Genomic DNA, 21,273 nt, shown 5'->3' with positions numbered 1-21,273 from the left:
TGTGTGGGATGTCCTTGTGTTGGGCACTGGCGTTGCCCGCGGTGGCCGCCGTCCCGCAAGACTGGGGCCAATCGGCCTACGCCTATGAAGCCACGCAAACCTCGCTGGATACCGTGCTGCGCGATTTCGCCAATGCCTTTGGTGTGGGCCTGAGTGTGACCGGCGTCAGTGGCATGCTTGACGTCAAACTGCGGGCCAGCAACGCCGTGGAGTTTCTTGATCGGCTGGCGCTGGAGCATCAGTTCCAGTGGTTCGTTTACAACGGCAAGCTGTATGTCAGCCCGCAATCGGCGCAGGTCGCGCAGCGGCTGGAGGTGTCTGCTGACGCCGCGCCGGATCTCAAACAGGCACTGACCGATATCGGCCTGCTGGACAAGCGCTTCGGTTGGGGGGAGTTGCCCGATGAAGGCGTGGTCTTGGTCAGCGGGCCCCAGCGCTACGTTGAACTGATCCGCAGCTTCAGCAAAGAAAAGGTCAAGCCTGACGAGAAGCAGCAGGTGATGATGTTTGCCCTGCGCTACGCGGCGGTGGCCGACCGGCAGATTCAGTATCGAGACCAAACCGTCACCATCCCCGGAGTGGCCGCCATTCTTGAGGGACTGCTGGAGAACCAGCGCTCCACGCCACCTTCAGCCCTCGATCCCAAAGCCAATATCAACGCCTTGCAAAGCATGGCCGACAGCGCTCGGGGCAAAATCCTGCGCCTGGCCACCGAGCGGGTCAGCGGCCGCAGCGAGGCCAGAACCGGTTCGGGCGGGCAGCGCCGTGTGGCAGCCGATGTGCGCAACAACGCCGTGCTGATCTATGACAACCCGGACAAACGCGCGCAATACCAGCAATTGGTGGAGCAGCTGGATCTGCCGAGCAAGCTGGTTGAGATCGACGCCATCATCCTCGATATCGACCGTAATCAGTTGAGCAACCTGGAATCACGCTGGTCGGTGCGGGCGGGCAGCGTGACCGCCGGTAGTTCGCTGCTCGGCAGCGGTTCTTCGACGTTGTTCATCCGCGACTTTGACCGGTTCTTCGCCGAGATCCAGGCGTTGGAGGGGCAAGGCGTGGCTTCGGTGATCGCCCGCCCCTCGGTGCTCACCCTGGAAAATCAGCCAGCGGTCATCGACTTCAGCCGCACCCAGTACATCACCGCCACCGGCGAGCGAGTGGCGACCATTGAACCTGTGACCGCTGGCACCAGCCTGCAAGTGATTCCGCGCACCATTGCCGGTGTCGGGGGCAATCGTTTCCAGTTGATCGTTGATATCGAAGACGGCCAACTGGAACAATTGCGTGATCAGCAGACGCCGACCGTCAAGCGCGGCACCGTGAGCACGCAGGCTGTGATCGCCGAGAACCGTTCGCTGGTGATCGGTGGTTTCCATGTGGACGAGCGTGGCGACCAGCAGCAACAGGTTCCGGTGCTTGGGCAGATCCCGTTGATCGGGCCGCTGTTTTCCTCCAACAAACGCCAGATGTCCCGGCGCGAACGGTTGTTTATTCTGACGCCGCGCCTGATAGGGGATCAGATTGACCCGGCACGCTACGTCGCCAGCGAAAATCGCGGGCAACTGGATCGGGCGCTGGCCTCCGGACGTGAACCCGGCAAAGCCTCGGTTATGCGTGCCACGATTGCCTCGACGTTTGCCGGGCTGGTGAAGGGTGGTATTCCCAGTGATATCAAACAGTCATCATCTGGTGTGGCCTTGGGCGATCTGTGTAAAGTGAGCCACGGTTTCACGCTGGATCGTCAGCGGATGCAGTGGTTCAGCGCGACAGATTTTCGGGTGGCGGTGGGTGTGGTGAAAAACACCAGTGCCAAAGCCCTGCAGTTCGACCCGGCGTCCTGTTCAGGATCACAGACATTGGCCGTAACAGTTGCACCCCAGTACCTCTTGCAACCTGGTGAATCAACTGAGGTTTTCGTGGCTTTGCGACCGATAGCAACCTCTACGTCGGCGGCGGCACCGGCACGGATATCGATGTTGCCCCCACAGTAACGGGGGTTATAAAAATAACTCAATAACGCGGCTCTTATCATTCAAGTGTCTTACTGTCTGGCTCGCACGGCCAGGCGCAATGATCAAAAGTCCTACAAGGAAGGTGACGAGATGAAGTTGTATCAGGCCGGTATTGTGACAGCGGGTCTGCTTTTGTTGAGCGCTTGTACTTTAATACCTGGGACTGCATGTGGCTCAGGTGATTGTCAGCAACTTGACGTCAATAATGGCGAGTTGAATGTCTGGTGGTCGCCCACACTGCGTGATGGCGGTGGTGAATACAGTACGGTGTCTCTGCATGACTGAAACGATTCTTCAAAGTAGTGACCAGCAGGATTTCCTGATGCGTATCGGCGAAAAGCAGGCCAGCGTGTGGCAATGGGCGCCGGGCATCGAGTTCGTTTGCCGCAAGGAGAGCCTGGGCTGGGGCCTGGCGTTGAATATTCAGCGACAGGCGCAACGTCCCGATCTGTTTTCGGAAGCGCTTAAACGCCGTTTCGAAAATGTTGAATCCTACGACGGTTACTACATTTGCCTGGATAGCCAACACACTTTCGTGGTTTGGCATGAACTCAACATTGAATATCAGGGAGAGCAACTACAGACGTTACTTTGCCAACTCTTGTCCTTGGCCGGTTTGAAGCACTGACCCCGGTATTTCTATTCAGCACGGAACTCTTCGTCCTTGTTTTTCCACTCATGTTGCGTGTCGGCAGCGGCCGACGAAATAAACTTGAGGAAAAACAATGGCGACCCCCGAGTCCATCATCCAGCGACTAATTGCCCAACTGGCCAGCCAATTGGGCACGCCTCTTACCTTCCAGCGCGGTGTTTGCGCGTTATATGACAGTGACCGTGTTCAGGCCGCTGTCATCGAATTGCCGGAACACAGCGACACCGTGGTTTTTCATTGTCGTCTGGGCGCCGTTCAACCGGGCGTCGACGCACTGCAACGGTTACTCACCCTGAACTTCGACGTCGCGACCTTGCGCGGCTGCTGGCTGGCGCTGGATCAGGGCGATGTACGCCTTTGCACTACGCGCGAATTACAGCGACTCGATGAAGACAGTTTTTGCAGTCTGGTGCACGGCTTCATCGCCCAGGCCCGCGAAACACGCCTGAGTCTGGCACGGATGATCAATTGACTCTGAAGGAACCGACGTTAAACGACGGCCACACAGACACCGTGAACCCGCGCCAAGACGTGGGCGACACGGTGGATCGTGGAGCATTGGGCTGCGATTCGGACATTCTTGCCTGTGGGGTGCGATGCAGATGATGGATATGAAAGTGTTTTCAGGGTTGACACAGAACGGATCGGTGGGCGCTCTGGCCCTTGAGCCAGGCGCGCTCACGGGGCAGAGCGCACCTTCGGGTTCCTCCGGGTTAAAGGAGCTGGCCGCGATGCTGGCCGAAATGCTGTTGGGCGCTTCCAGCGGCAAAGACGCCAGCGCCTCCGGGCAGAGTGCGGGAGATGACCTGCTGCACAAATTGCAGGGCGCGGGCGCCAGCACGCAGGGCAAGGACGGCCAGCCTGCCGTCGATGGCAGTGGTGGCGATTCGGCCAAAGAGTTGCTCACGCAGGTGCTGATGGCGCTGTTCGAAAAGCTCCTCGGTGGCGACAGCGCTCAAGGGGGGGATAGCACACAGGGCAAAGGCGTGGGCGGCACTCAGGGTGTGGGAGGTAGTGCAAACCCTGAAGACCTGGTGAACACCCTGATGAAAAGTCTGGGCGATGGCTCGCTCAATAGCGCGATCAGCCCGACTGCCGATGGCGGCGGTCAGGTGTCCGGGGATGAGCGTCTCAAGGCGGTGCTGGAGATGATCGCGCAGTTCATGGATAGCCATCCGCAGACCTTCGGTACACCGCACGGCGGTGGCGACACCACGTCCAACAAGGGCAGCCAACCCGTGGCGAGCAACAATGCGCTGGCGCCGGTCCCGGACTCCAGCCTGAGTCCGGAAGAGGGCGCCCCCGCTACTGAGCTGCCGACGCTGGATAATTCGGGGGCAGCACCGGTGTCGTTCCCCACGGCCTCAAGTAACCCGACCGTGGTCAACAGCACCATCAAAGTGGGGCCGGGCGAGGTGTTTGACGGCGGCGGCAAAACCTTCACCGCCGGTGCGGCCCTGGGCGACGGTGGGCAGGGTGAGTCGCAGAAACCGCTGTTCGAACTGGCTGAGGGCGCCACCCTGAAAAACGTGGTGATCGGTGACAACGGTGCCGACGGTGTCCACGTCAAATCCGCTGGCGAGCAAGCGGTGAACGTCGACAACGTGCATTGGACAAACGTCGGTGAAGACGCGTTGACGGTGAAGGACGGCGGGGCCAAGGTGACTAACCTGAACATCACCAACAGCAGCGCCCAAGGCGCGGCAGACAAGATCTTCCAGTTGAATGCGGACGCCAATGTCAATGTCGATAACTTCAAGGCGAAAGACTTCGGCACGTTCATGCGTACCAATGGCGGTCAGCAGGGCAACTGGAATCTCAACCTGAGCAACGTCAGCGCCGAGAATGGCAAGTTCTCATTCGTCAAAAGCGACAGCGAGGGGCTGAACCTCACCACCCACAATATCGATCTGAACAATGTCCAGAACGCTTACAGCAAGCTGCCTGAATCGACCCGTCATCAGGAGGTCTGAGATGAGCGCGCAGCAATCGCCCAGCGGTGGCTGGAAAGCGCTGGTGCAGGGCAGCGGCGAACTCGATGCGAGTCAGCGCCAGGCCTTCGAACAGGCTATCGCGTTGATCAGCCAGCGCTTGCAGGCGACTTTGGACAAACCTGCGGGGCGCAGCGCTGAACGCTTCCACCTGCCACGTTACATCGACCGTCTGGAACGGGATTTCCAGGCGGACGCCGGTCACGATCAACTGCAGCAAGCCGCTGGGCTGACCGCTTACTGGATTGTCCGATTACTGGCCGAGTGTTTGCTGGAAGCGAACGAACGGCGTTAAGGGGGCAGCACCACACGCTGTAAAAAAACGGGCGCCTGCTGACAGGCGCCCGTTTTTTATGGGTTCGACCCGCGTCAGGCGTTCGCTGGGTTGGCGGGCACCTTGTGCAGTCTGGCTTGCTGGAACTCCAGGTAGAGGATGGATCGAGGTGCATCGCTGGCATTGACCACGAAATGATCCTGCGAGCCGTCGAAGATCGCGGCGGCGCCGCAATGGTGCTGATGAAATTCGCCGGCAACGTTCAAGTACGCGTAATTGCGCTCGCATGCGGCTTCGAGGGTCAGGTGCATTTGCAGCAAGCCTTCCTCACCGACCTCCGGGTGGCGGTGGGTGCTCAGCCAGGCGTGGGGGGCGAGCCGTGCGAGGGCGGCGACCTTGAGCCCGCGCACGGCGTCAAGCAGTGCAAGGGTCTGAGGCAGTGCGGCGCGGGCCGGTGCCAATGCCTGATCGCGAAACACCAGCGGGTATTGCACCCAGTCGCGGTTACCACCGGCTTCGCCCCAGCCTTTGAGCCAGCCATACCGGCCGCCTTGTTGCAGGTGCGCCGTGACCTCGTGATGAATCTGCTCATGGGGTTTGTCAGTGCGATCGATGTCGAGCACCGGCGCCTGTAACGCCAACAGTTCCTGATGCATCAGCGGCCACTGGGCGGCCAGTTCGGCCAGCCGTGGAAATTCGTTGAGGGGATAAAACGCAGGGCGCATGTAGCCTCCTTGAAAGCTTGGTACCTGGCCGCGAGAGCGGAAAAAAGGCGTGGCCGCGCGGGCCACGCCAAAAGTGTCAGCGGGCTTAGCGCTTGAGTTCCAAGCCATCTGTTTTCAAGGCGTCCACTGCGGCCTTGAGTGGTGCCGAAGGCCTTGAAAGTTCGCCATCAAGGAAGTAGTTCCTGGGTGCATCCTGATCCTGGCCGTAGCTGAAGTTGATCTTGCCCAAGGTCTTGTTGACGTTGATTGACGCACTGCTGTTGTAACTGACCAAGGGCAGTGGCGAGGAGAAGGTCTCCGGCTGGCTGACGCTCTGGAACACGGTGATGGCCTTGATCCGCATGTTGTTGCGGTCGCTGAGCAACGCAGCCAGTTCTTTCTGTGACAGGTCGCCTTTGCGGCTGCCTTCATCGACGCGGTCCTGCACCGAGTCCTTGAGTTCCAGCCGCACCCTGGCCAGGGTGCCCGGCGTGCCTTGCAACTCTTTGATCAAGGCCTTTAAGGTCGGGTCTTGGCCGAGCAACGTCGATACCCGCTCGGCGTTGCTTGGCGAGTGCATTGGGCTGACCAGGCTCATCACTTTGGACACCATGCCTTGCTCGCTCAGACGCGAAAGGTTGGTGTAAGAGCTTTCGAAGCGACCACTGTCGAGCAGGCTGTGCTTGGCATCGGCGGCCTGTTGCTGCACTCCCGCGCGTTTCAGGGCGCGGAGGGCCGCATATTGCTCGTCGTTTTCCGCCGGTTTGTCGGCAAAGTGCCGGTTCAGATCGGCCAGTTGCTTGTGCAGTATTTCCTTGGCGCCAAGGCCGGCGTAATCGTCATGGTTGCTATCTTTCAGACGCGCCACCGTCTGCTGGGAAGCGGGGTCCTTGAAGGCGGCGCCGAGGCTGTCGCCCAGCTTGCTCAGGTTGGCGCTGGTCAGCGGTTCGGCCTCCTTGAAGGTGAACTTGACGCGTTTTGTGGTTTTGTTATCGACCGAGACCGCCGCAGCGCCACCCAGTGGTGCTACGACGCCCTGCGAGGCGCTGGAGGCCTGTGTGTTGCTGCCGGCGAGCTGCGCCCGGGCAAACACCGAAGCGCCCAAGTTGTTAAGCGCCCGAGGCCGGTTGCGGCTGCTTTCCTGGAGTTCGCCCGTGTTGCTGTGTTGGTTCACCGAGTAATGGGTGTAGTTGAGCAGATTGACGTTAACCGTACCGCCCACCCCCAATCGAGTCGCTGCCGACAGAGGCGAGCTGTCTTTGTCCGTGAGGCCGAGGGCCACGCGCATTTCGGCGGTGGCGCTGGCATTGACGTCAAAGTTCAAACGCAAGCCTTTCTGGGTTTCGTGGTCGACACCTTTTTTCATCACATCAAGTGGACTCAACTGCCCGCTGAACAGGTTATCGACGAAGTGATCGATCTCCTCGTCAGGCACGGTGAACACCACGCCGTCGCGTTGGGTGCGGGTCGCGGTTCCCGTAACGTCTACACCCAGGCGCAAGGCCGGCGTCAGCAGCCGATCGTTACCGATATCGACCTTGGTGAACTTGTCCACTTCGCCATCCTTGAAGAACCCGGGCCAGTAGTCTTTGCCGCCACCAACGCCGGCACTGGCGATGCCCGCACCTTCGCGCTGCATATAGATCGTCACTCCCTTTTCACCGCGCTCGGCATTGAGGTTGTAGTTGCGCCCGCTACCCAATGCGCCACTGGGCCAAGGCCCCATGCCCTTGTTGGCCAGCGACACGAAAGGCGTGCTCACATTGAGCCCGTAACTGCGTTGCAGCGCGATTTCATCGTCAGGATGCTCCAATTGTTTGAGCGCCGACTTGAGCTTGTCCGCCAGTTCCGCCTGGGTTTTGCTGCCGGTGGCTGCGCGCAGGTTGACGCTGGTAGCGTGGTCTTCTTTCTTGAAACCGTTGAGGAAGGCCTTGATGCCATCGTAGGAGGCTTCCAGGTTGGCGTGATCGGTGAAGCCCATGTCGGTGATCTGCTTCACCGGGTGCTCGCCATAGGTCTTGTCGCGCAGGAGGCTCAGATCAGTTTTCAATTGCGCCAACTGTCGGCTGTTGTCGCCCTGCGCACTGACCATTTCAGCCTTGTCCAGCAGCAAACCAAGATTCTTCATGGTGACCACGTCGAGGGCCAGCCGGGCCTTGGTCAACCCTTGGCCGTCGCTGACATCACGGCGCTGGCCCAAGGGAATGTCGGCCTTCTGGTGAGAGAGTTTCATGCCTTTGTCTTGCAGGGTCTTGAGCAGGGTGCCGGTAGGATTGTGCTGCGAAGGTGCGACGTGCCTGAGCGCGCCTTGCACCTCCTTGAGCAGGTCATGGCCGGCACTGGCGATGTTGAGTTTTTCCCCCAGGTTGCTCAGCTTCATGCGCAGTTTCGTGCGTTTGGACGGCGGGTTCGGTTCGCCGTGGATGTTCAGCAGGCCTTCTTTCTGGTGCAGCAGTTTCGACTTGCCGTGCTCCTGGCCCAAATGTCGTGTGGCGCGCAGGCTGTTGTCTTCCAGTTCACTGCGCAGGGATTCGAGATCCTGCAACAGTTGGCCACCTTGTGGCCCGAGATCAAGCTGGCTGATCCGTGACTTGAGATCCCGGCCGGGGGCGGCGGGTGCCTGGTCATGGTTGAGAAGCTCCAGCGCCTTGAACAGATCGCCTTCGGAGTCGTACAGCGGGCGCAATCCTTCGCGACCATGATGGTGATGCTGGATGTGATTGCCGATGTTCTTCATGAACCGCGGAGGTTCCATGGTCGGCTTGAAGATGTGGGCGCGGATGAACTCGCCCGTACTGGGCCTGTTGGTGTTTTCCATGGAGCCCCGGCCCATGAAGGTGGCGGTAAAGCGTGCGGTCAGCCCGGTGCCTGGAATGCGCGCGGTTTTCTCGCCACCGCTGACCCGCGAGAACAACTCACTCAGGGCATTGTGGTCGGCCGGACGTGGCGTCAATGGCTCCCAAGTCTTGCCCTTGAGCTGCATCTGCGAGTGATTGTCGTCGTTCTTGAGCGTCACGTTCAGGCGGTTGTCATCGCCGGTGCGGATGCTGTGGACCTGGTGTCCGGCAGGCAGTGGCAGAGGTTTCCACGCTGCCTCGGGGCGCGGTTGGTCAGGGCGCGCCTGCCAATCGTCTTTGGCCATCGTGAACAGTTTGCCGTCAGTGGTCAGGGCATGCAGGTTGTGGTTTTCGTCCAGCGCCAGGGAGGCCACGCTGCCTTCCAGGTCGATTTGGCTCAAATCGCTGGCGGTGCCGTCGGGGTGGTGAACGGACAGGCGCTCGTTGGTATCGAGGGCCACGAACTGTTTGTCGTTGAGCATCGCGAACGCGGTGACTTGCCGGTCTTCGAGACCGGGCACAGGTTCACCGAGGGCCACTTTGGTCGAGCGTGGCGGCTGATTCAGGGTGTGGCTGCTGCCCACGGTTACCGGGTTGTAGTTCGGGCTGACGTCGAGCTTTTTCAGTTGCCCGTCTTGCAGCAGGTAGGCCTTGCTGTCGATGCCGCGTTGCAGATGCGTGACATCCTTGATGCCCGTGTCTTTCCAGTCCTGGCTGGTCGAGTCCCAGCGCTGGATGCGTTGATCGCTAAGGCCGACACGGCCCAAACGGTCGAGGTCAAACGTCTGGGCCGGCGTCGGCGGCGTGCTGCCGGGAATGCCGCGCTTGTTGTCCAGCACCAGTGCGTCGCTGAGATTCCAGCCATTGTTGAGCCGTAACTCCGGCTCGTCGATTTGATGGGAGTGGGTCTGGCCGGTGCGATCGCTGAGCAAAACCTGCAAATCACCCTGATCGCCATGGAGGAAACCGCTGACCTGATGTTTACCACCCAGACGTTCGCCCTCAGGGTGGAAGTGTTCCTCGGGCATCAATCGCAGGGTTGGCGAATCGGGGGCGAGATCGGCACGCTTGATGCTGTACAAACGGCCCTCGGTATCGCTGATGAACAAGCGCTCAGGGCTCATGCCGATGTGTTTGGGCTCGGCAGTGCCGCCGTTCAGTTCAAGGGTTTTGGTGTGGCTGGACGTCGACGCGCCTTGATTGAGGTCGAACAACTGCAGCGTCTGGCGCTGATCGCCACTCAAGGTGGCGACGTGCTGATCGGCGCTGACGGAAAACGCTTTCAGGCCCGGCACCTCGATAGGCAGTACGCCTTCACTGGAAAGATCCACCAGGTGGTCGCCGGTTTGCCCATAAAGTTTGCCGTTACCTTGACTCGACAACTGGCTGAACTTGATCTGTTCGTGATCCGGTGGTGTATGCCAGGTGCCATTGGCTTGGTCGAATTCGTAGAGTTTTTCGTCGTGTAGCCGTAACGGCTGGCCGTCGCTGTCCTGATGGATACCGGTCAGGTGCCCGAGATGGCTGCGCCCGATGGTGTCCAGAACGCCGCCATTACTCACGCGGGCTTGCTGGTCATGCAGGGCCAGGGAGGATGGCGCACTGTTGTTTTCTACCGGGCCTGCGGGTTGGCTGCTGCGCAGCGCCACGACCGCCGAGGGTGACTGCTTTACATGCAGCAAATGACCTTGGGGCTCCAGCAGCAGATGATCCTCGCCACTGTCATTACTCGTCGCCGCCTGAAAGTGCTGACCGGATCGGGTCAGGGCATTGCGCAGCAGGTCCGCGACAGCGGTGGATGTGAAATTGACGAAGTCCGGCTGCCCCTTGTCATCCAGACGTACATGCGCCGAACTGTTCTCGGCCGGCACGTTCGATTGAGCGCGCTCGCCCGGAGCACTGAAACGGGCGGCATGACTGCGGCTCAGCCTTGGCGACGGCGGCGCATTGCTGGCGGTGGAGGAAGAGGCGGCGGGCTCGCTAGCCCCTGCGCTGGCCTGGGACGCCACATTGCGCCGGCTGCTCGAAGAGGCGGCGGACTGCCGCGGTGTCGCCTGCGTATCCTGGCGAACACGGCCGACCAGATGCATGAAACGTCTGCCTAGATCGCGCAAGGAGTGACCGCTGCGCTGGGTCGGTGCCTGAGATTGTTGCTCTAGCCCCTGAGCATTGTTTGTCGTCTGGGAAATGATTGGCAGCGGCGTCGACGCGGCCCGTTGAATCGATGACTCCATAGCAGGACTCCAGGTCAGAAACTGACACGGCGGGGTCGTTAGGTCCGCCTTGGGCGTTCAGGAAAATTTCCTTTGCCCTGAGTGGTCGTCGCTTGCACCTGGTTCCTTCGTGTCTCAGTAGGGCGTGCCGGGCATTTCGATGGTTTGCGACTGAACGTGGTCGTCGAGTTCGCGCAGCAGGCGATAGACCTGCGCCACCGCTTGCAGGGTTTCGCGCGGGATGAATTGGCCGACCTCGCTGCGGTATAACGTGCGCGCCAGCCATACATAGCGGATCACGGGCACGCCGGCCTTGCGCGCACGCTCAATCAGTTCCCGCGCGTGGGCATCGTGGCCCTTGTCAATAATGCGCGGCAGCGGTGTCTGCTGGGGGCGATAGAACAAGGCGACGGCGTAGTGGGTGGGATTCACCAGCAGCAGATCGGCGTCTTCCACCGGCGTTTTGGCAGGCGTGGCGCCGGCCGGTTGCTGGAGCATCTCTCGGGCCAGCGACTTGCGGTGCGACTTCATGTGTGGGTCGCCCTCCATCTGCTTGAACTCCTTGCGCACATCTTCGTGGCTCATGCGCTGGCCCTTGATGAAGAAGTATTTCTGCAAGGCGAAATCGACGATCGCCAACACCAGCAACAACCCCAGGCAGATCCGCGAGAGTCGGTGGAACAGAGCGATCATTGCGTGCCAATAGGTGTTCAGGTCACTGTTGGCCAGGCCGATCAGATCGCCCAGCGCCGGCGGCAGCACCAGATACAGAACCACGCCGATCAGCACAGCCTTGCACAGGCTGTTGAGCAGGTTGAACAACTGACGCGAGGAGAACATTTGCTTGAATTGATTGAGCGGGTTGAGCCGCTCGAAATCCAGCTTCAGCGCCTCGGGCGCAAACAGCGGCCCGAATTGCACCCAGCCGCCCATCAGGCGCATGGCCACGGCAATGCCCAGCACGGGCAACATGAACAGCAACAGCTCCCAGCCAGCCTTGGTCAGCACTTCGCCGACGCCCGCGCCGAAGGGCCGGTCCATCTGCTGCAAGGGCAGGTTCATCAGCGCCTTGAGTCGCTCGATACCGCCCTCGGCCAGGCCCAGAATCAATTCCAGCAGCGCGCCGAAAATCAGCAGTTTGGGCACATCCTGACTTTGTCCGACCTGACCTTTTTTGCGTGCGTCGGCGAGTTTCTTGTGCGTGGGCTGCTCGGTTTTTTCGCTCATGGGAGGGCTCCAGGGGTTGCCTTGAGCAACAACGGCAGCAGGTGCTTGAAGTCAGCCAGTTGCGCCAATTGACCCTGGCCAAGCCAACACAGCATCGGCAGATAGAGCACCAGAAAGCCCAGGCCGACCAGGCTCTTGGCCGGCATCGCCAAAGTCGAGACCTGCAACTGCGGGCTGTACAGGCTGAGGATCGCCATGCCGAACTCGATCAGCAGCAACAGGCCCACCAACGGTGCGGCGTATAGAACCATGCAGCGAAAGGTGCTCGCGAGCAGCCTCAGATAAAGATCCCACCCGTCTGTGGCGGGCATCGGCAACCAGTGGTTGGCGGGCCACACGGCGTAGCTGTCCCAGATCACCTGCGTCAGGGCGGCATAACCGCCACCGAGGATCAACAACAGGATCAGCAGTTGTTTGAACATGTGCCCCAGTTCGGAAGTGTTGTCCCCCAGCGCCGGGTTGATCTGACCGCCGATCAGCGCGCCGCGCTGGTTGTCGAACAGGCAACCAATGGACTCGAACATCCAGAACGGCATCGCCAGCAGCAGCCCAAGCAACAGGCCGATCACGCTCTCTTTGAGTATCAGCCCGCCAAGATCGATCCAACCCAGATCATGCCCCGCCAGGCTGGCGCGAATCCCCGGCATCGGCACCAGTGCCAGCGCGAGCACGATGGCGTGGCGCAGCATGCCTTTGATCTCGCGAAAGGCGAACGCCGGCACCAGGAACAGGCACGGATAAAGACGAGCCATGCCCAAGGTCAGGGCGAGAATGGATTGGGACACTTCGTTGAACGCCGGCCCGAACATCTCAAGCCCTCGTCTGCGCGATCATGCCGAACGCCAGGTTGGCCAGTTGCATCAACTCGACGCCAATCCAGCGTCCGGTCAGGGCCAGTGCAATGCCCACCGCCACCAGCTTGATGGCAAAGGGCAGGGTCTGGTCCTGCAACTGCATCACCGCTTGCAGCAAAGACGTCAGCACGCCGACGATCACCGCGACGATCAGTGGCGGCGCCGACAGGACCACCACGAGCAACATGGCTTGTTTGAACAGCGTCAATGTGTCCATGTTGCCCTCACAGGTAGCTATAGAAGAGGCCGTCGAGCAGCCGTGTCCAGCCATCGACGAGGACGAACAGGAGGATTTTCAGGGGCAGGGAAATGGTCATCGGCGCCACCATCTGCATACCCAGCGCCAACAGAATGTTGGAGACGATCAGGTCGATCACGATAAAGGGCACGTAGATCAGAAAGCCGATCTGGAAACCGGCCTGCAATTCCGACAGCACAAACGCCGGGACGATCAGCAGCAAGTCGTCGCGGCTGGCCTTGGCTGCCATTGCCGCCGGCCACATTCGTTGAGTGTTCTCCAGAAGATGGGTCTGGATGTCCGGGTCGACATTGCGTGCCATGAAGTGGCGAAGGGGTTCCAGCACTTGCGTGCCGGCGGTTTGCATGGCGGTGAAATTGTCCAGACGCTGCGGCATTTCGCGAAAGCGCTGACCCATGTCGTTGAACACGGGCGCCATGATGAACAGCGTTGCCGCCAACGCGATGCCGTACAGCGCCATGTTCGGCGGCGCCTGCTGCACGCCGATGGCGTTGCGGGTAATCAGCAGCACCATGGAAATCTTCAGGAACGCGGTGCAGATCATCATCAATAAAGGCACCAGCGACAGTGCGCCCAGGAAGAGGGCCAGCGTCAGCGGATCAACGTCCTGCACATTCACGGGCGCAGCTCCAGGCGGGTAATTTGCAAGCCCAGCCGACCTTCGATGTCCACCAGTTCACCTTGAGCCAAAACGAGTTCGCCCTGGCACAACATGGCCTGACCCGGCGTGCAACCGCTAAAGCGCAAGACCGAGCCGACGCTGAGGCTGCGTAGCTGGCCGAGGCTCAGGTTGAGGCTGCCGGCTCGCAGGGTCAGCGCCACCGGCAGATCGTCGAAGCGTTCGCTGGCCGTGTCATCAACCGCTAGCGTCGACGCGTCGACCTCGTTGAGCGGCTCATGATCGCCAAGGGCAAAGTGATCGAGGGAGGCATTCATCGGCAAATCTTCCAGTTCGGTGAGTGTGAAGTGCAGGGCGGTTGCCGCTTGCTGGCGCAGGTGCAGGCGGCAGGCGCCGACTTGCAGGCTGCCCAGCCCTTGGGCGGTAAACAGCGGTTGGGGAATGAGCAAAACGTCCCCCGCTCGCAGGGTGAGCAGTTCGCCTCGGCTCAAAGCGCAATGGCCCAGCAGCAACGGCAAGGACACCGGCCAGTCCCGATCGCCGGTGCTGGCCCGGGAGGCTCGCCACGGGCCATGGTCGAGCCAGCGCAGCAGGGTGTCGGCGGCGATTCGCAAGCGACTGATGTGCGCGCCCGCTGCGGTGCGGTGCAGTTCCAGCAAACAGTCCAGCCCTGGCGCGGGCGCCGTTGCCACGGCATGCAGCGGGCTCAATGCGACTTGCAGTTCGGGCGCCAGATATTGGTTGTACAGCGGCCAATACCAAGGGCAGTCCGTTGTGGCCGTCATCGGATCGGCGAGGATTGCCGGGCATGAGGAAAGCTCGCTCAGCAGCGGCCCGGCGGCATCGAGCCAGAGCAGACCGCAGGCTGATTCGAAGGCCGTGGCGGGCGGAGTGTGAAAGGGCCGTGGCGCCAGGCGCAGGGTCAGGGTGGCGGGCGATGGCTGCGACAGGTGCAAGCTCAGACCCGCGCCCACACGTTCGCGCACCGAGGCCTCGGCCTGTGACAGGCTGCGCAGGCGCAATGCTTGAGCATTCACTTCAATCGTCCTCGCGGTGCAGGCTCAAGCGCACCGTGCGGCCCAATTGCTGTGCCAGCCATGCGGCGCTGGCTTGCTGCTGAGGCTCGACTTGGCGCCACGCCTCGCGGGCCATATGCACCGCGATTTCCAGCGTCGTCCCCCGAGGTGTCACATTGACCTTTACCGTGCCAAGGTTCGGCAGTTCCAGGTGCGCTTCAAGGACGCCGGGCTGCAGCTCATCCAAGTGCTGTTCCAGTCGGGCCAGCAAGGTCTCCCATAACGCGAGGGTGCTTGGTTCCGGTGTCACAGCGGCGCCTTGTGAAGACGAATCAGGGTGTTGCTGCGGATCCTGAAACCCGCTCCCGCCGACGTCGGCCATCAGTGACGGGGCCAGGTTGTCGAACGTTTGCAGCAGTTGCTCGAACTGCTCACTCTCGTCACGGGTTTCACCGCGCAGGTCGTGACGGCGCTCGGATCTGACTGGCCACGCCGAGACCGTCTCCTGACGCGGTCGGGGTGCTTCCGGCGGGCGCGGTGGCGCCTTGAGCGTGGCGTGACGCGGGTTCATGAAGCCTCCTGGGCGAGGTCGCGCAAGTAGTCGAGTTTTTCCACGTCACGTTGGCGGCGATGCAGTTGCCGTTCGCTGTCCTCAGTCCATTGCTGCTGTTGCCGGCATTCTTCCTGCAACGCTTTGTAGCGCTGCTCCAAGCGCTCGATTTGGCGCAGGGCTTGCTGCTCGCCGGTTAGCCATTGGTTCATCTCGTTGAGCGGCAGACGACGATTGATGTGGGCATCGCGCTGTTCCAGGCGCGCCAGGCCATGCTGTTCGCGCCGTTGTTCAAGCTCCTTCGTCAGTTGTTCCAGGCTTGTGTGCAGGGCCTTGAGCACCGAGCGTTGACGCTGCCAGGCCTGTTCGGCCATGGTCAGCCGATGGCGGCGGATCGGCGTCAGCACATCGAGCGTCGCCGTCAGGTTGTTGGCCATCGAATCATTGGCCGGTGACGGGGAATCGGTATCAGACTGGGGCATGAGCGGTTACCTGTAGAAGGTGGTCCAGGGTTTCATCGAGCGGCACCGGATCGCGCAGCGATTGCTGCAGAAAGGCTTCGATCCGTGCGCGAGCGTCCACGGCGCAATCGGTCAGCGGGTCATTGCCAGGCTGGTACTCGCCCAACTTGATGAGCATTTCCACTTGCTGATAGGCCGCCATCAGCCGGCGTAACTGTGTGGCCCCTTGTTGCTGTTCGGTTCCCACCACCTGGCTCATGGTTCGGCTCAGGCTGGCGAGGATGTCCACCGCCGGGTAATGGCCACGCTCAGCCAGGCGTCGCGACAACACGATGTGGCCGTCAAGCAGCGAGCGCACTTCATCGGCCACCGGGTCATTCATCGAGTCCTGCTCAATCAGCACTGAATACAGGGCCGTGATGACACCGCTTTGGGTGCGTCCTGCGCGTTCCACCAAACGTGGCAGCAGGCTGTAGACCGAAGGCGGCAGGCCGCCACGACCGGCCGGCTCGCCGCTGGCCAGGCCGATTTCTCGCTGGGCACGGGCGAACCGGGTCAGCGAGTCGATGATCAGCAACGTCGATTTGCCCTGCTGGCGAAAACCTTCGGCAATCGCCGTGGCCGTGAACGCGGCTCGGGCGCGTTCCATGCTGCTGCGATCGGACGTGGCGCAGACCAGTACGGTGCGGCTGCGCAGTTCTTCGTCCAGTTCATGGTCAAGAAACTCGCGCAGTTCCCGACCCCGTTCGCCGATCAGACCAAACACAATGGCCTGGCACGGGGTGTTGCGGGCCAGTTCGGCGAGCAAGGTGGTTTTGCCACACCCGGCGCCGGCGAAGATCCCCACGCGCTGGCCTTCGCCCAGGGTCAGCAAACCGTCGATTGCGCGCAGCCCAGTGGCCAGCGGTGCCTCGATTCGCGGGCGCTCGCTGGCCGCTGGTGCATCGCGGATCACCGGCAAAGCCCCCACCGATCCGGCCGCCGCGAAGGCTTCGGGGCCTTCGCCGTTGAGGGCGCGGCCAAAACCGTCGAGTACGCAGCCCAGCAGGTGCTCGCCCACCAACAGGCTGTGCGGCTGGAACAACGGCGTGACCCGCGCGCCGATGGCGATGCCGTCGAGTGCTCCAAGGGCTGCCAATAAGGTGTGTTCACGGTCGAAGCCGACGATTTCGGCCATCACCTGATTGCCGTCGGCGCGCTGGATCTGGCACAGGTCACCGATTCGCGCGCGGGGCATGCGACTGTGCAGAAGAATGCCGTTCACCCCGGCGATGCGCCCATGGATGGACACCGGCGCGCAGTTCGCCAGGCGTTGCTGGTGCCCGCCGCACCAATCCTGTAATTGCGCGATGGCTGCCTGGATCACCAGCTCACCTCGATGCGCTGATCGCCTTCGAACACCACCTGATGTTCGCTGATGCCCACCAGTCGCACGCCGGCCACTTCGTCGCCGAGGAACACGCGGCGACCATCGCTGGTGAGCACGTTGGGCAACCGCGCCAGGCTGATCTGGACAATGCTGAACGGCAGCAGAGGTGTGGCTTCGGGCAAGTCGCTGAGCACCGGTATCGGGCTGCGGTACTGTTGCTCGAAACGCAACAACATGCGTTCGGTCAATTGCAGTAGATCGTCCTCGTCAAAGCGTCCCTTGAGGAGGATTTTGCCCGGTTGCTCGACCAGGCGGATGCGGCCCTGCAACTCGCGTTCGGTGAGCATGCGCTCCAAGACCTCACGCACCTGGGCGGCGTCCTTGAGCGGCGTGCGGGTGGGCACGGGCACCGGGACAGGTGTCGAATTTGAAACCCCGGAATTCACGCCCCAGAACAACGCCACGAGAAACAGCAGCACAGATCCTGCAACCAATGCCGGGCCCAACAGTGAGCGTGATGGCGCTGGCGTTGCGGGCATTGCTTCGTCGCGCTCGGCATTCATTGGCGGCAACGTTGTTTCAACGGGTTCGGCGTGTGGACCGTGCGCGTCGTCGTCCTGATCTTGCGGCCACTCGGTGTTGGCGCTGACCACCGACAGCCATACGCCGTTGAGGGCGAACGGTGTTCCCGGTTGCAACGTGGCGATGGCGTCAACCTTGTGCCCCTCGCTGTCGGTCACCGGGCCATCTTTGCGCGCCAGTGACCAGGTGTCGTCGACCAGCCGCAGCAGGCAGTGGCGATCCTTGATGCCAGGGTCGTACAACGCCAGATCGGCGCCCACTGCAGAGCCGATCGACCATTCGCCACCGTTCAATGGCAGCGCCGCCCCACGGTGCAGGCCGGTGAGCACGCGCAGTTCATACATCATGTCCGGTTTCATCGCACAACTCCGTCAGGCCAGCAGGTCATGGGCTTCTTGCAGATCAACGCGTCCCAGCACCTGCACTTGCACCGAGGACAGCAACTCGGCGAAGGACAGCACTGGAACATGGTTGAATTGTTCTCTGAGCAGCCCATGCAGCGGGCTGCGCAGGTCCTGGGCCACCAGCAGCACCGGTGCCGGGCTGGCGCGCAGCGGGAACGCCGCGCTCAATTGTTGGAGCAAGGCATTACCCACCTCCGGCTCAAGGGCAAACCAGGCTTCGCTCTGGCCTTGGCGCAGGGCGTCGCGCAGCAAGACTTCGGTTTCCGGCGTGACCAACCAAGCGTTGAGGGCGCCATGCTCGGTGTGTTGGTGGCAGATTTGCGCCTTGAGGGCGATGCGCACGTAATCGGTGAGGGCGTTCAGGTCCCGCTCATGCTGGCCCTGTTCGATCAGTGTCTCGGCAATGGGGCGCACCGAGCGCAGCGATACCAGTTCGGCGGACAGGCGCTGCAACACCGCGGCAAAACGCGCCAGCGGCAGGGTGCGTTGCAGTTCCTGGGCAAGCTCCGGCTGTTCGCTTTCGAGCCAACTGAGGATCGCTTTGCTTTCCTGCAAACCGATGAATTTCGGACCAGTCGCCTGGAAGGCGCGGTCCATGCGTTCCAGAATCAGGTCCTCGGCACTGACCGGCTCCACGCTGCTCATGCGCAGCAAGGCGTGGTCGGGCGCGAACCACACCCACTCGGTTTCATCACGCTCTGCCAGTCCCGGCTCACCGTCATGCAGTTCGCCGCATTGGCGCAGGTGCACAGCCATTCGGCTATCGCTCCAGGTGGCGCGGATCAGCGGCACTTCGTAGACGCAAAAACGCAATTCGTCTTCGCCACAGTCCTCGCAAAACTCCAGGTCGAAGGAGGGCAGTGTCAGCCCGAAACGGTGCACCAGCGTGTTGCGTCGCTGGCGAATGCCGTGCAGCAGTCGCTCCAGCGCCACGCTGTCTTTGTGGCTGGGATGAAACTGCAACAGATAGGCCCGGGACGGGTTGAAACGCCGGATGTCTTCGCGGCCATTGAGCTCTGGTGCGCCGTTGCGCGCGGCGCCGTCGTGGTCCTGGAGGATCTGTTTCTGGCGGATGCGCCACAACTGGATCAAACCGCTGAACAGACAGATCATGCTGATACTGATGAACACCACGCTGGGCATGCCGGGGATCGCCGCAAAGCCGAGCATGCCGATCGAGGAAAACACCCAGGCCTTGGGTTGGCTGGTCAACTGTTCGGCGATTTCATGACCGATGTTGGCGTCACCGGCCTGACTGTCCGGGGCTACGCGGGTGATGATCATGCCGGCGGTGAGAGAAATCAGCAGCGCCGGAATTTGAGCGATCAGGCCGTCGCCGATGGTTAGCACCGAATACAGGTGCATGGCTTGCGCGGGCTGCATGTCGTTTTGCAGGACACCGATGGAGAAACCGCCAATCAAGTTGATGAAGACGATCACCAGGCCGGCGATGGCATCGCCTTTGACGAACTTCATCGCACCGTCCATGGCGCCGAATAACTGGCTCTCCTTGGACAACTGCTCGCGACGCTGGCGAGCCTCGCGGACGTTGATCAGGTTGGCGCGCAGATCGCTGTCGATGGACATCTGTTTACCGGGCATGGCGTCCAGCGTGAAACGTGCCGCGACTTCGGCCACGCGTTCGGAGCCCTTGGTGATCACCAGAAAGTTGACGATCGTCAGGATCAGGAAAATCACCAGACCCACTGCCAGATTGCCGCCCACCACAAAGCTGCCAAACGCCTCGACGATGTGCCCGGCATCCTGTTGCAGCAGGATCAAACGGGTCGTGGCGATCGACAGCGCCAACCGGAACATGGTGGTCAGCAGCAGCACCGCAGGAAATGTCGAGAACGCCAGCGGCCGCGGCAGGTACATGGCCAGAACGATCAGCAACGACGAGATGCAGATGTTCAGGGCAATCAGCACATCCACCAACGCCGTGGGCAGCGGCAGGATCATCATGAACACGATGGCCATGACCATGACCGCGCCGACGATCTCGGTACGGCGCATCACCGCGAGTGCCAGGCGGTTGAGGCTGTGAATCAGGCGATTCATTGCAGGCCCCGCCCTGGTTCGGCCAGCCCCAGGGCCTGACGTTCTTGCCGGGCGAGTTGATCCATCAGGTTATGCAGCAGGCGCAGGCCGTTTTGCCGAGTCTTTAGATCCTTCCACAGCACCAGTGGCAGGTTTTGCAGCAGTGGATACAAGCCATTGAAGTACAGCGGCTGCAAGTGCGCTGCATTGCTCAGGGTGTCATCGCTGAGCAGGGTCAGGTCGCGGGCGAAAAAGCCGGTGGCGCAAAAGCGCAGCAGGCGTTTGCTCATGGCCAGGGGCGTCATGCTGTCGCGCCGCTGTTGCTGGCTCAAGCGTTGCAACAGGTCGTGACACGCCTTGATCATGTTGTTGAGCTGCCCGCAGGAGCCCAATCCACGCAGCATCGAGCCCAGTACTGCGCCGGGCAGGGACGGCGAAAGGGCGGCGATATCGTCGGCCAGCGCGCGCTGCAGGGTACGCAACCCCCGGGAGAACTGTTCCTCGCTGAAGTGTTCGAGCAGGGCTTCGAGCAGACTGGCCAAGGGTTGTTGACCAATAATCGCCTTGTAATACAGCTGACGCATGGCCGCGCGTTGCTGTGGATCACGGCTGAACAGGGCGATGGCACTGGCCGTGTTGAACCCGGCACGGATTTTATCGCCGTGCACCAACCTTAACTCGTCGATCAGGTCTCGGGTGCTCTGCGCTTGGGCCTCATGACCTTCACCGAGAGCCAGGTGCATCGCCTGCTGCAGCAGAATATCGGCGCGCGCCGGATCGTTGTCCGCCAGGTTCAGGGCCGTCTGCAGCGACGGCTGTTGCTGCAACTGCTGCTGCATGCGGCGGGCCTGTTGTTCGAGGCTCGGCTGGTCGGTGTGATCAAGCAGGCGATAAAGCTCAACGAGCTTTTCGATGCGCTCGACCCGCTGTCCTCGGGTCGCGTCGCTGATATGGCGTTCGTCCAGGCTTTTGCTGTGGCGTTCGATGCTCTCGCTGAACTTCAGCGCCACTTCTTCCATGGAATCAATCAGAGGATTTTTGGCCACGGTCGACGACGTTTCCGTGCCGGGCAAAGGACGCGGCAGCAAATCCAGGGGCAGGGCATCGTTGTAGTTGGATACTTTCATGGAGGCGCACGTTCCACCGCTATACAGGTGGGCAGTGAGTGGCGTTTGGCGGCGTCGGGTTCCCTCGTTGTCGTCAGGT

General features: G+C 61.4%; 18 protein-coding genes. 5 read left to right on the top strand and 13 right to left on the bottom strand.

Going from position 1 to position 21,273, the window contains the following annotated elements; genetic code table 11:
* Positions 1-8 precede the first annotated feature (8 nt).
* The 5 genes from sctC (at position 9) to AACY11_RS09345 (ending at position 4,953) form a co-directional block, all read left to right on the top strand.
* Positions 9-1,994, top strand: coding sequence for a type III secretion system outer membrane ring subunit SctC (gene sctC / locus AACY11_RS09365; protein ID WP_339464260.1), 1,986 nt, complete (start codon positions 9-11; stop codon positions 1,992-1,994).
* 238 nt (positions 1,995-2,232) lie between these two features.
* A complete protein-coding gene (locus tag AACY11_RS09360) occupies positions 2,233-2,643 on the top strand; it encodes a negative regulator of hrp expression HrpV (RefSeq protein ID WP_339494515.1) in 411 nt (136 codons plus the stop codon).
* Positions 2,644-2,740: 97 nt separating this feature from the next.
* Positions 2,741-3,139, top strand: coding sequence for a type III secretion system chaperone (locus AACY11_RS09355; protein WP_339494514.1), 399 nt, complete (start codon positions 2,741-2,743; stop codon positions 3,137-3,139).
* Between the two features lie 124 nt (positions 3,140-3,263).
* Positions 3,264-4,640 carry a pectate lyase gene (locus AACY11_RS09350; RefSeq protein WP_339494513.1) on the top strand — a complete coding sequence of 459 codons (1,377 nt, stop codon included), beginning with the start codon at positions 3,264-3,266 and terminating at the stop codon, positions 4,638-4,640.
* A gap of 1 nt (position 4,641) precedes the next feature.
* On the top strand, positions 4,642-4,953 hold the full coding sequence (locus tag AACY11_RS09345) for an HrpW-specific chaperone (protein ID WP_339464256.1): 312 nt from the start codon (positions 4,642-4,644) through the stop codon (positions 4,951-4,953).
* A gap of 74 nt (positions 4,954-5,027) precedes the next feature.
* On the opposite strand, the gene AACY11_RS09340 is transcribed toward AACY11_RS09345, so the two are convergent.
* The 13 genes from AACY11_RS09340 to sctW all read right to left on the bottom strand — a co-directional run bounded on the left by AACY11_RS09340 (position 5,028) and on the right by sctW (position 21,194).
* Positions 5,028-5,657, bottom strand: coding sequence for an aspartyl/asparaginyl beta-hydroxylase domain-containing protein (locus AACY11_RS09340; RefSeq protein WP_339494512.1), 630 nt, complete (start codon positions 5,655-5,657; stop codon positions 5,028-5,030).
* A gap of 85 nt (positions 5,658-5,742) precedes the next feature.
* On the bottom strand, positions 5,743-10,707 hold the full coding sequence (locus AACY11_RS09335; RefSeq protein WP_339494510.1) for an AvrE-family type 3 secretion system effector: 4,965 nt from the start codon (positions 10,705-10,707) through the stop codon (positions 5,743-5,745).
* Positions 10,708-10,821: 114 nt separating this feature from the next.
* Positions 10,822-11,913: a type III secretion system export apparatus subunit SctU gene (gene sctU / locus AACY11_RS09330; protein ID WP_339464253.1), complete on the bottom strand. Its 1,092-nt coding sequence runs from the start codon at positions 11,911-11,913 to the stop codon at positions 10,822-10,824.
* Positions 11,910-12,722, bottom strand: coding sequence for a type III secretion system export apparatus subunit SctT (sctT, locus tag AACY11_RS09325; RefSeq protein ID WP_339494508.1), 813 nt, complete (start codon positions 12,720-12,722; stop codon positions 11,910-11,912). Before sctT ends, sctU begins: the two co-directional genes overlap by 4 nt.
* A gap of 1 nt (position 12,723) precedes the next feature.
* Positions 12,724-12,984, bottom strand: a complete 261-nt coding sequence (gene sctS, locus AACY11_RS09320; RefSeq protein ID WP_221729835.1) for a type III secretion system export apparatus subunit SctS — start codon at positions 12,982-12,984, stop codon at positions 12,724-12,726.
* 7 nt (positions 12,985-12,991) lie between these two features.
* On the bottom strand, positions 12,992-13,645 hold the full coding sequence (gene sctR, locus AACY11_RS09315) for a type III secretion system export apparatus subunit SctR (RefSeq protein WP_339464251.1): 654 nt from the start codon (positions 13,643-13,645) through the stop codon (positions 12,992-12,994).
* A complete protein-coding gene (locus AACY11_RS09310) occupies positions 13,642-14,682 on the bottom strand; it encodes a FliM/FliN family flagellar motor switch protein (RefSeq protein WP_339494507.1) in 1,041 nt (346 codons plus the stop codon). Before AACY11_RS09310 ends, sctR begins: the two co-directional genes overlap by 4 nt.
* Before the next feature lies 1 nt (position 14,683).
* Positions 14,684-15,232 (bottom strand): type III secretion system HrpP C-terminal domain-containing protein, encoded by a 549-nt coding sequence (locus tag AACY11_RS09305; RefSeq protein WP_339464249.1) that lies wholly within the window; start codon positions 15,230-15,232, stop codon positions 14,684-14,686.
* A complete protein-coding gene (locus AACY11_RS09300) occupies positions 15,229-15,693 on the bottom strand; it encodes a type III secretion protein (protein WP_339494505.1) in 465 nt (154 codons plus the stop codon). The genes AACY11_RS09305 and AACY11_RS09300 overlap by 4 nt, the downstream gene beginning before the upstream one ends.
* Positions 15,680-17,038, bottom strand: coding sequence for a FliI/YscN family ATPase (locus AACY11_RS09295; RefSeq protein ID WP_445261478.1), 1,359 nt, complete (start codon positions 17,036-17,038; stop codon positions 15,680-15,682). Before AACY11_RS09295 ends, AACY11_RS09300 begins: the two co-directional genes overlap by 14 nt.
* Positions 17,035-17,982: an FHA domain-containing protein gene (locus tag AACY11_RS09290; RefSeq protein WP_339464247.1), complete on the bottom strand. Its 948-nt coding sequence runs from the start codon at positions 17,980-17,982 to the stop codon at positions 17,035-17,037. Before AACY11_RS09290 ends, AACY11_RS09295 begins: the two co-directional genes overlap by 4 nt.
* 12 nt (positions 17,983-17,994) lie before the next feature.
* Positions 17,995-20,088, bottom strand: coding sequence for a type III secretion system export apparatus subunit SctV (gene sctV / locus AACY11_RS09285; RefSeq protein ID WP_339494503.1), 2,094 nt, complete (start codon positions 20,086-20,088; stop codon positions 17,995-17,997).
* Positions 20,085-21,194, bottom strand: coding sequence for a type III secretion system gatekeeper subunit SctW (sctW, locus tag AACY11_RS09280; protein WP_339494502.1), 1,110 nt, complete (start codon positions 21,192-21,194; stop codon positions 20,085-20,087). The genes sctV and sctW overlap by 4 nt, the downstream gene beginning before the upstream one ends.
* Positions 21,195-21,273 lie beyond the last annotated feature (79 nt).

This window comes from Pseudomonas sp. RA_105y_Pfl2_P56, from assembly GCF_963970845.1.
Classification (GTDB): Bacteria; Pseudomonadota; Gammaproteobacteria; order Pseudomonadales; family Pseudomonadaceae; genus Aquipseudomonas; species Aquipseudomonas baetica_A.
This window is presented reverse-complemented; position numbering and strand designations above follow the sequence as displayed.

Excerpts from the sequence above, each read along its gene's own strand:
- sctC (WP_339464260.1), top strand. The coding sequence starts at position 9 with ATGTCCTTGTGTTGGGCACTGGCGTTGCCCGCGGTGGCCGCCGTCCCG.
- AACY11_RS09360 (WP_339494515.1), top strand. The coding sequence starts at position 2,233 with ATGTCTGGTGGTCGCCCACACTGCGTGATGGCGGTGGTGAATACAGTA.
- AACY11_RS09355 (WP_339494514.1), top strand. The coding sequence starts at position 2,741 with ATGGCGACCCCCGAGTCCATCATCCAGCGACTAATTGCCCAACTGGCC.
- AACY11_RS09350 (WP_339494513.1), top strand. The coding sequence starts at position 3,264 with ATGCAGATGATGGATATGAAAGTGTTTTCAGGGTTGACACAGAACGGA.
- AACY11_RS09345 (WP_339464256.1), top strand. The coding sequence starts at position 4,642 with ATGAGCGCGCAGCAATCGCCCAGCGGTGGCTGGAAAGCGCTGGTGCAG.
- AACY11_RS09340 (WP_339494512.1), bottom strand. The coding sequence starts at position 5,657 with ATGCGCCCTGCGTTTTATCCCCTCAACGAATTTCCACGGCTGGCCGAA.
- AACY11_RS09335 (WP_339494510.1), bottom strand. The coding sequence starts at position 10,707 with ATGGAGTCATCGATTCAACGGGCCGCGTCGACGCCGCTGCCAATCATT.
- sctU (WP_339464253.1), bottom strand. The coding sequence starts at position 11,913 with ATGAGCGAAAAAACCGAGCAGCCCACGCACAAGAAACTCGCCGACGCA.
- sctT (WP_339494508.1), bottom strand. The coding sequence starts at position 12,722 with ATGTTCGGGCCGGCGTTCAACGAAGTGTCCCAATCCATTCTCGCCCTG.
- sctS (WP_221729835.1), bottom strand. The coding sequence starts at position 12,984 with ATGGACACATTGACGCTGTTCAAACAAGCCATGTTGCTCGTGGTGGTC.
- AACY11_RS09305 (WP_339464249.1), bottom strand. The coding sequence starts at position 15,232 with ATGAACCCGCGTCACGCCACGCTCAAGGCGCCACCGCGCCCGCCGGAA.
- AACY11_RS09300 (WP_339494505.1), bottom strand. The coding sequence starts at position 15,693 with ATGCCCCAGTCTGATACCGATTCCCCGTCACCGGCCAATGATTCGATG.
- AACY11_RS09290 (WP_339464247.1), bottom strand. The coding sequence starts at position 17,982 with ATGAAACCGGACATGATGTATGAACTGCGCGTGCTCACCGGCCTGCAC.
- sctV (WP_339494503.1), bottom strand. The coding sequence starts at position 20,088 with ATGAATCGCCTGATTCACAGCCTCAACCGCCTGGCACTCGCGGTGATG.
- sctW (WP_339494502.1), bottom strand. The coding sequence starts at position 21,194 with ATGAAAGTATCCAACTACAACGATGCCCTGCCCCTGGATTTGCTGCCG.